This is a genomic window from Mesorhizobium sp. 113-3-3, assembly GCF_016756495.1.
In the GTDB taxonomy this organism is placed as follows: domain Bacteria; phylum Pseudomonadota; class Alphaproteobacteria; order Rhizobiales; family Rhizobiaceae; genus Mesorhizobium.
Genome location: NZ_AP023243.1, coordinates 1,781,186 through 1,790,000 on the forward strand (window position 1 = coordinate 1,781,186; position 8,815 = coordinate 1,790,000).

The 8,815-nt window shown below is 63.9% G+C and carries 6 protein-coding genes (1 of these 6 only partly in view); 4 read left to right on the forward strand and 2 right to left on the reverse strand.

The window, feature by feature from the left end:
- Window positions 1–8 precede the first annotated feature (8 nt).
- From clpB to JG746_RS08660, 3 genes are all read left to right on the forward strand, one after another.
- Entirely contained in the window at window positions 9–2,615 is a 2,607-nt protein-coding gene (gene clpB, locus JG746_RS08650; RefSeq protein WP_202357762.1) for an ATP-dependent chaperone ClpB, read from the forward strand.
- 59 nt (window positions 2,616–2,674) lie between these two features.
- Entirely contained in the window at window positions 2,675–3,037 is a 363-nt protein-coding gene (locus JG746_RS08655; RefSeq protein WP_202357763.1) for an MmcQ/YjbR family DNA-binding protein, read from the forward strand.
- 148 nt (window positions 3,038–3,185) lie between these two features.
- Window positions 3,186–4,703, forward strand: coding sequence for a L,D-transpeptidase family protein (locus JG746_RS08660; RefSeq protein ID WP_202357764.1), 1,518 nt, complete (start codon window positions 3,186–3,188; stop codon window positions 4,701–4,703).
- Here the strand turns inward: JG746_RS08660 and JG746_RS08665 are convergent.
- Entirely contained in the window at window positions 4,677–5,309 is a 633-nt protein-coding gene (locus JG746_RS08665; protein WP_202357765.1) for a TMEM175 family protein, read from the reverse strand. The genes JG746_RS08660 and JG746_RS08665 overlap by 27 nt on opposite strands.
- Window positions 5,310–5,462: 153 nt before the next feature.
- Between JG746_RS08665 and JG746_RS08670 the strand changes: the two genes are divergently transcribed.
- Window positions 5,463–7,037: an MFS transporter gene (locus tag JG746_RS08670; protein WP_202357766.1), complete on the forward strand. Its 1,575-nt coding sequence runs from the start codon at window positions 5,463–5,465 to the stop codon at window positions 7,035–7,037.
- 27 nt (window positions 7,038–7,064) lie between these two features.
- Here JG746_RS08670 and JG746_RS08675 read toward each other — a convergent pair whose 3' ends face one another.
- On the reverse strand, window positions 7,065–8,815 hold the 3' portion of the coding sequence (locus JG746_RS08675) for a M23 family metallopeptidase (protein ID WP_202357767.1). The gene runs 220 nt beyond the window's last position; the window shows 1,751 of its 1,971 coding nt (coding positions 221–1,971); the start codon falls outside the window, past its right edge — the gene reads right to left on this strand; the stop codon is at window positions 7,065–7,067.

Below are 8,815 nucleotides of genomic sequence, written 5' to 3' on the forward strand. Positions count from 1 at the left end.
AGACAGATATGAACCTTGAGAAATACTCCGAGCGCGTGCGCGGCTTCATCCAGTCGGCGCAGACCATGGCGCTTTCCCGCAATCACCAGCAGTTCACCCCCGAACATATTTTGAAGGTCCTCGTCGATGATGACGAGGGTCTGGCCGCATCGCTTATCGAACGCGCCGGCGGCAATGTCCGCGACGTCAAGCTCGGCGTCGAGACGGCGCTCGAGACGATGCCGAAAGTCGAAGGCGGCAACGGCCAGCTCTATCTGGCGCAGCCGCTGGCCAAGGTGTTCTCCACCGCAGAAGAACTGGCCAAGAAGGCCGGCGACAGCTTCGTCACCGTCGAGCGGCTGCTGCAGGCGCTCACCATGGAGAAGTCGGCCAAGACCGCCGACATACTGGCCAAGGCCGGCGTCACCGCGCAGGCGCTGAACCAGGTCATCAACGATGTCCGCAAGGGCCGCACCGCCGATTCGGCGAGTGCCGAGCAGGGCTATGATGCGCTGAAGAAATACGCGCGCGATCTCACGGCTGATGCCCGCGCGGGCAAGCTGGACCCCGTGATTGGCCGCGACGACGAAATCCGCCGCACCATCCAGGTGCTGTCGCGGCGCACCAAGAACAATCCCGTGCTGATCGGCGAGCCCGGAGTCGGCAAGACGGCGATCGCCGAAGGCCTGGCGCTGCGCATCGTCAATGGCGACGTGCCGGAATCGCTGAAGGACAAGCAGCTGATGGCGCTCGACATGGGCGCACTGATCGCCGGCGCCAAATATCGCGGCGAGTTCGAGGAGCGCCTTAAGGCCGTGCTTTCGGAAGTCACCTCCGCCGCAGGCGGGATCATCCTGTTCATCGACGAGATGCACACGCTGGTCGGCGCCGGCAAGGCGGACGGCGCGATGGATGCGTCGAACCTTCTGAAGCCGGCGCTGGCGCGTGGCGAACTGCACTGCGTCGGCGCGACCACGCTCGATGAATACCGCAAGCATGTCGAAAAGGATCCTGCCCTTGCCCGGCGCTTCCAGCCCGTCTTCGTCGACGAGCCGACGGTGGAAGACACCGTCTCGATCCTGCGCGGCCTGAAGGAAAAATACGAGCAGCACCACAAGGTGCGTATCTCGGACTCGGCGCTGGTGGCGGCGGCGACGCTGTCCAACCGCTACATCGCCGACCGCTTCCTGCCGGACAAGGCGATTGACCTGGTGGACGAGGCCGCGTCGCGGCTCAGGATGCAGGTCGATTCCAAGCCCGAGGCGCTGGACGAGATCGACCGCCGCATCATGCAGCTCAAGATCGAGCGCGAGGCGCTGAAGGTCGAGACGGATGATGCCTCGAAGGACCGGCTGGCCCGCCTGGAAAAGGAACTCGTCGGCCTCGAGGAGGAATCGACCGAGATCACCACCAAGTGGCAGGCCGAGAAGCAGAAGCTCGGGCTTGCCGCCGACTTGAAGAAGCAGCTCGACGAGGCGCGCAACGAGCTCGCCATTGCCCAGCGCAAAGGTGAGTTCCAGCGCGCCGGCGAACTTGCCTATGGCAAGATCCCGGAACTGGAAAAGAAGCTCAAGGAAGCCGAGGCCCAGGACGGCAAGGCCGGCATGGTCGAGGAAGTGGTCACGCCCGACCACGTCGCCCATATCGTCTCGCGCTGGACGGGCATTCCGGTCGACAAGATGCTCCAGGGCGAGCGCGACAAGCTGCTGCGCATGGAGGACGAGATCGGCAAGCGCGTCGTCGGCCAGGGCGAGGCGGTGCAGGCCGTTTCCAAGGCAGTGCGGCGCGCCCGTGCTGGCCTGCAGGATCCGAACCGGCCGATCGGCTCGTTCATCTTCCTGGGACCGACGGGTGTCGGCAAGACCGAGCTGACCAAGGCGCTGGCGAGCTTCCTGTTCGACGACGACAGCGCCATGGTGCGCATCGACATGTCGGAGTTTATGGAGAAGCACTCGGTCGCCCGGCTGATCGGCGCGCCTCCCGGCTATGTCGGCTATGAGGAAGGCGGCGCGCTGACCGAAGCGGTGCGGCGCCGGCCCTATCAGGTCGTGCTGTTCGACGAGATCGAGAAGGCGCATCCCGATGTCTTCAACGTGCTCCTGCAGGTGCTCGACGACGGCCGGCTCACCGATGGCCAGGGCCGCACGGTCGATTTCCGCAACACGCTGATCATCATGACGTCGAACCTTGGCGCCGAATATCTGGTCAATCTCGGGGAGGACCAGGATGTCGACGCCGTGCGCGACGAGGTGATGGGCGTGGTCAGGGCATCGTTCCGGCCGGAGTTCCTGAACCGCGTCGACGAGGTGATCCTGTTCCACCGGCTGCGCCGCAAGGACATGGACCGCATCGTCGAGATCCAGCTCAAAAGGCTGGAAAGCCTGCTTGTCGATCGCAAGATCACGCTGTCGCTGGATCACGAGGCGATCGAGTGGCTGGCGGCCAAGGGCTACGACCCGGCCTATGGCGCGCGGCCGCTGAAGCGGGTGATGCAGAAGGAACTGCAGGACCCGCTGGCGGAGAAGATCCTGCTCGGCGAGATTCTCGATGGTTCGACGGTCAAGGTCACGTCCGGTTCCGACCGGCTGAACTTCCGCTCGAAGCCGACGGTCGTCGCGACTGAAGCGGCGGCCTGATTTTCAACGCCGCGCGTCTACCCTGGACGCGCGGCGTTTTCATAAGTGATTGGGGGCGGATGACGCTGGACGACTACAACGGCTTCTGCGCTTCGCTGCCCGCGGCGAACCACGTCGTCCAATGGGGCGGCGCCCATGTCTGGAAGGTCGGGACCAAGATGTTTGCGATCGGCGGCTGGGATCAGGGCCAGCAGCTCTTCGTCACCTTCAAATGTTCCGACATTGCCTATGACGTGCTGAAGGAACAGCCGGGCCTGCGGCCCGCGCCTTACCTTGCCTCGCGCGGCATGAAATGGATCCAGCGTCGGACAAGCCAGAGCATGGATGATGGCGCACTGAGGGACTATTTGCGCGAGAGCCATCGCCTTGTCGCCCTGAAGCTGACCAAGCAGGCGCGCAAGGAATTGGGACTCGCAAGCTAACTAGTATTCGTCGGTACGCCGAAAAACCGCCATCTTCATGCCCGGTTCATATTGGAACCATAGGGTGGGGTAACTGGTTTGCTGGCGAAGGGTTCGCCCAGCGAACAATGCCGGGCGGCGGCAATTACGGACCGGAGAGTTGGCCACGATGTTCCGCACGATTTTTGCCCTTTCGGCACTTGCCACCGGGCTTATGCCTTTCGGTGCGCTTGCCGCGCCGACACAGGACAATGCGCCAAGGGTTGTCCGCGCCGCCAAGGACGGCGGAATTCTTGTCGCGCAGGACGGGAATCTGGACATCTACTACGACGCCCGCGGCAATCGCGTCATCGTCGATGCGGATACCGGCAAGGTCATCGCTATCCAGCCGCCGCAGACACGGCTTGACCGCCGTGCGCTGCGCCGCGAGACGAGGCTGCGCGAGTTGGGCCGGGCTCCCGCCGACGATGACCGCTACTATCTCGACGATCCGCAAGACATGGCGCGGTTCCGCCGCAAGCAGTTGGAAGAGGAAGGCCGGGTAATCCCGCCGCCGGCGGACGAATATGACCCCAATGGCGACAATTCGGTCGAAGCCTATCCGCCGGCGCCGCAAGACGACGGCAGCTACGACAACAGCTATCCCGATGCGCCGCAGCCGGCAAAGCCGCGCACAATCAAGCGCCAGCCGCTGAACGAGGCCGCGATAGACCCTGTGCAGCCGGACGTGGAGCAGGTCAATCCGGACGCGCAGGCTTCCCTGCCGCCGGACACTGGCGGCAAGGCCGCCGTCGATCCGTCGCTGTCGCTCGGCGTACGCCAGGACGTGGCGGCGCTGCAGGTGCTGCTCGACCGCGGCGGCGCTTCGCCGGGCGTGATTGACGGGCGCTTCGGCTCGAATGTCGACAAGGCCTTGGCCGCCTATAACCAGATCAACGGCAGCAGCCTGAAATCGACGGACGCGGTCGGTATCCAGGCGGCACTCGCGCAATCAGGCGGCGATGCTTTCGCCAGTTACACCATCACAGCGGAAGATGCGGCTGGCCCCTATGTCGCCTCGATCCCGGAAGACTACGGCCAGAAGGCGCAGCTCAACTGCATGTGCTACACCTCCGTCACCGAGGCGCTGGCGGAGCGCTTCCACATGGACGAGAACTATCTGAAGTCGATCAACAAGGGCCTCGATTTCAATCGTCCCGGCACGATCGTCAAGGTCGCCAATTTCGGCAAGCTGGTCTCGACGCCGGTCGCGCGCATCGTCGCCGACAAGACCAAGAAGGAAGTGTACGCCTACGATGCGGGCGGCAAGCTGGTCGCGGCCTATCCCGCGACCATCGGCTCGGCCGATACGCCGTCGCCCACCGGGATACACGCCGTGTCGCGCATCGCGCTCGATCCCAACTACACCTACAATCCGAACATCAACTTCAAGCAGGGCCAGAACGACAAGATTCTGACCATTCCGCCGGGCCCGAACGGCCCGGTCGGCTCTGTGTGGATCGCCCTGGACAAGCCGACCTACGGCATCCACGGAACGCCCGAGCCGTCGAAGATCGGCAAGACCGAAAGCCATGGCTGCGTGCGCCTGACCAACTGGGACGCGCGCGAGCTCGCCAAGCTGGTTTCGCCCGGCGTCACCGTGGAGTTTGTCGGCGGACCTTCAGCCGATGATTTTGCGCAGCAATGAGCCGCGCAGCGCGGTGGCGTAGATCATCTGCACCACCAGGATGAAGCCGACGCTGAGCAGCGGGGTGATCAGGCAGAGTGCGGCACCGATCGCCCACAGGATCTGCGCCTTGACGATGCGCAGATAGACCGTGCGCTTCGTTTCAGTATCCACGTCTTCGGCGACAAAGCCGTTCTTCTCCGCATAGCGCCAACTGGCGAACAGCGTGACGCCGAGCATCAGCAGGTTAAGCCAGTAAACCAGCACCGCGGTCCTGAATTCGAGGAAGTCCGCCAGGAGGTCGGTCGAGAACGGCAAGAGCGCGATGAAGGCGAGGAAGCAGAGATTCAGCGTGGCAAGCCGCCTGTCGGATTTGGCGATCAGCCCATGCTGCGCCTGCTGGCCGAACCAGAAGATGGTCAGCGTCAGGAAGCTCAAGGCATAAGTCAGGAAGCGCGGTGCCAGTGCCGCAATGGCGGCAAGCAGATCGTGCTCGGAATGCACGGTTTCATGCGCCGGCACCCTGATCTCGAGCACGATGAGCGTGAGCGCGATGGCAAAGACGCCGTCGGTGATGCCGACAATGCGGCCGCGTCCTTCCGCTGACGCTTCGAGTGGACGTTTCATTGATTTTCCCCCGGCTGCCGTTTTCCGGAAAACCTAGCATGACTGCCGGCGTTTGCATCCGGACAGGACGCATCCTGGCCAATTGGCTGGTTTCAAGGACTGCAAGCTGCTGGCCGGTTGTTGCCGGCGCGCTTGGGGTCTAAGCAAGGTGTCATGCATTCGCCAAACGAAGCCGCCGCAGTCCCGCTGATCAGCCCGGTCACGAACGGAACCTTTTGTCCGCAATCGCAGCGGCGATTCGTCTTGATCGCGGCGATCCTGGCCTCGGCGCTCGGCTTCATCGACGGTTCGATCTTGGCCATCGCCATGCCGGCGATCCGCGTCAACCTCGGCGCCAGTCTTGCCGAGGCGCAATGGATCTCCAATGGCTATGCCTTGACGCTTTCGGCGCTGATCCTCGCCGGCGGCGCCGCCGGCGACCGGTTCGGGCTGCGCCGCGCCTTCGTGGCCGGCATCGCGCTGTTCATCGTTGCCTCGCTCGCCTGTGCGCTTGCGCCGAATGCTGTCGTGCTGATTGCGTTTCGCGCCCTCCAGGGTATCGGCGCGGCGATCATGGTGCCGGGCAGTTTGGCCATCATCGCCAAGGCCTACCCGAAAAAGGAACGCGGCCGCGCAATCGGCATCTGGGCAGCGGCCTCGGCGCTGACCACGGCCCTCGGGCCGGTGCTCGGCGGCCTGGTGCTGTCGGCTTTCGGCGACGGCATCTGGCGGGCGATCTTCGCCGTCAACCTGCCGCTCGGCCTGATCTCGATCTACCTGCTGCTGGTCAAGATTCCGGCCGATGCAGCGACCGAAAAACGCAGCCTCGATCTCGGCGGTGGCGCGCTCGCGACATTGGCCTTCGGCGCGCTCGCCTATGGGCTGACCTCGATGAGTTCGAGCGGCGAGGACCACATGGCCGGGCCGAGCATTGCCGCCGGTGCGGTGTTGCTTGTCGTCTTCATCCTGTTCGAACGGCGGCAGCGCGAGCCGATGATCGACCTCTGCCTGTTTCGCATCGGCGCTTTTGCCGGCGCCAATGTGGCGACCTTCTTCCTTTACTTCGCGCTGTCGGCCAATCTTTTCTATCTGCCGATGCTGCTGATCGCCGGCTGGGGGCTGAGCACGGCCGAGGTCGGCTTCATCTTCCTGCCGTTGTCGGCATCGATCGCGCTTCTGTCGGGACCGGTCGGCCAGTTGTCGGACCGGATCGGGCCGCGTTTCCCGATCGCCTGCGGCAGCCTGATCGTGGCTTTCGCCTTCACTGGACTTGCTTTGCTCAGTCATGCCGGCATTCACCATTTCTGGACCGGAATATTTCCGCTGATGGCGCTGATGGGCCTCGGCATGGCCCTGGTCGTCTCACCGCTGTCGACGGCGATCATGACGGCGGTGGAAGACAAGGATACCGGAGCAGCCTCCGGCATCAACAACGCCGTGTCGCGCATTGGCGGCCTGATCGCGGTGGCGGCGATGGGATCGCTTGCCACCTGGGTCTATTCAACAATGCTCGACACCAGCGTCAGGCCGGGCATCCCAGGTTTTGGCGAACCGGTATTGGCATCCCTGCCACCTGAACTCGAAGCAACGCGGCTTGCCGCTAGCGACATGGCTTTTTTTGCCGTATCCGTGACGACCGCCGTGCTTTGCCTGCTTGCCGCGATCATCGCCTGGATGACCGTTTCAGGTCAGGCGCTGCCCTGGCCGCGCCGGGCCGATGAATCGTCGGCCGATTCGTCTCGACCCTGATTCGCCTATGTCGGGATCTGTCGAGGCTCAGCCCTCGATCTTGGCGCTCGCAACCTTAAGCGAATTGCCGTCTTCCTGCTTCAGCAGATCGTCGATGCGCTCGCGCTCGCGCTTGAAGGCGACGAGGTCGTCGCCCTTCAGTACCTTGCCGACGGGCAGGCGGACACGCATGGGGTCGACCTTGGTGCCGTTGACGATCAGCTCGTAGTGAAGGTGCGGGCCGGTGGCAAGGCCGGTCTGGCCGAGATAGCCGATGGTCTGGCCCTGGCGCACGCGCATGCCGGGCTCGATGCCTTTGGCAAAGGCGCTCTGGTGATTGTAGGAGGTCTCGTAGCCATTGGCATGACGGATGATGATCTGCTTGCCGTAACCGCCGGCCCAGCCCACCTTCTCGACGACGCCATTGCCGGCGGCGATGATCGGCGTACCGATCGGAGCTGCCCAGTCGACGCCGGTATGCATGCGGACATAGCCGAGGATCGGATGCCTGCGGGCGCCGAACCCAGAGCGGAACTTTCCGGCGGGCAGCGGATTGCGCAGCAGGAACTGCTGGGCGCTCGATCCGTCCTCATCGAAATAGTCGGTGCTGCCATCCTCCATCTGGAAGCGGTAGAAGTTGCGCGTCGTGCCGCCGAATGTCGCCGAGACGTAGAGAAGTTCGGAATTGTCCGATGTCTGGTCGTCGCCGTCGGGCTGCGAGAACAGCACTTCGAGGCGGTCGGAAGGATTGAGCCGGGACTGGAAGTCGACATCGGATGCCAGGAGCTTGATCAGCCGCTGGGTCATCGCTTTGGACATTCCGTAGGAATAGGCTGCGCGGTAGATGCCGTCATAGACATTGGGCAGGTTGCCACGCACCACGACCGGTGCCGACGAATCGTCGAACGCCGTCAAAAGTTCGGGATTCGGCTCCGGTTCCTGCGCCGGCACATATTGGCCGCGATCGTCGAGCGCGATGGTGACGATATGCGTGGTCTTGTCGTAGACGCTGGTGCGCACGACCTTGGCGGCGTCGCCGTGAACCTCGAGGCCGACGCGCAGCACGGTTCCAGCCTTCAACGTCGGTGCGTTCAGGAGTTTGGCGATCGCTTCGGCCATGCCGGTGGCGTCATCGCCCGTATAGCCTGAATCGGCAAAGGCCTCGGTGAGGTCGGTGTCCTTGGTGAAGGGAATGATTTCTTCGGCGAAAGCCGGCGCCTGGTCGTCAGTCGCAGCCCGCTGCGACACCGAGACGTTTTCCGGCACGATCTTGACGTCATAGGAGCCGGCCATCGATTCGGCGAACGCTTCGCCGAATCGCTGCGGATCGACATAGTGGAGTGAAGCGACCTGGACGGCGCCGTCGCTGAGATCGGTGCCGGCCTCGCGCACCACCTTTTCCACCTCGTCGGCGGACAGATCGCTCTTTTCGTCGAAGGAGGCCGTCTCGATGGGGAAGTCGACGGTCTTCAGGCTCATCTCGCTTTCGACCTTCGCGCCATAGATCTGGCCGGAGGCGGCGGAGGCCGTCGCCGGTTGCGCCGGAGCGTCGTCACCGTCGTCGCCGAACACCTGCATCGGATCGAAAGGCGGGTAGGGCCGGCTGGTGGTGTGGCCCGCGGCGAGCGCCATCTTGATCTGTACGAAAGGCATTGTGTGGATGACGTCACGGTCGCCGACCTTGGTGACCATCGACACTTCCATACGGCGGCGGTCCTTGGCCTTGGCGATCTGACGCGGCGCCACCAGCCTGGTCGTCTTGGCCACCTCGCCGGAATCGCCATTGCTGGCAAGGCCGA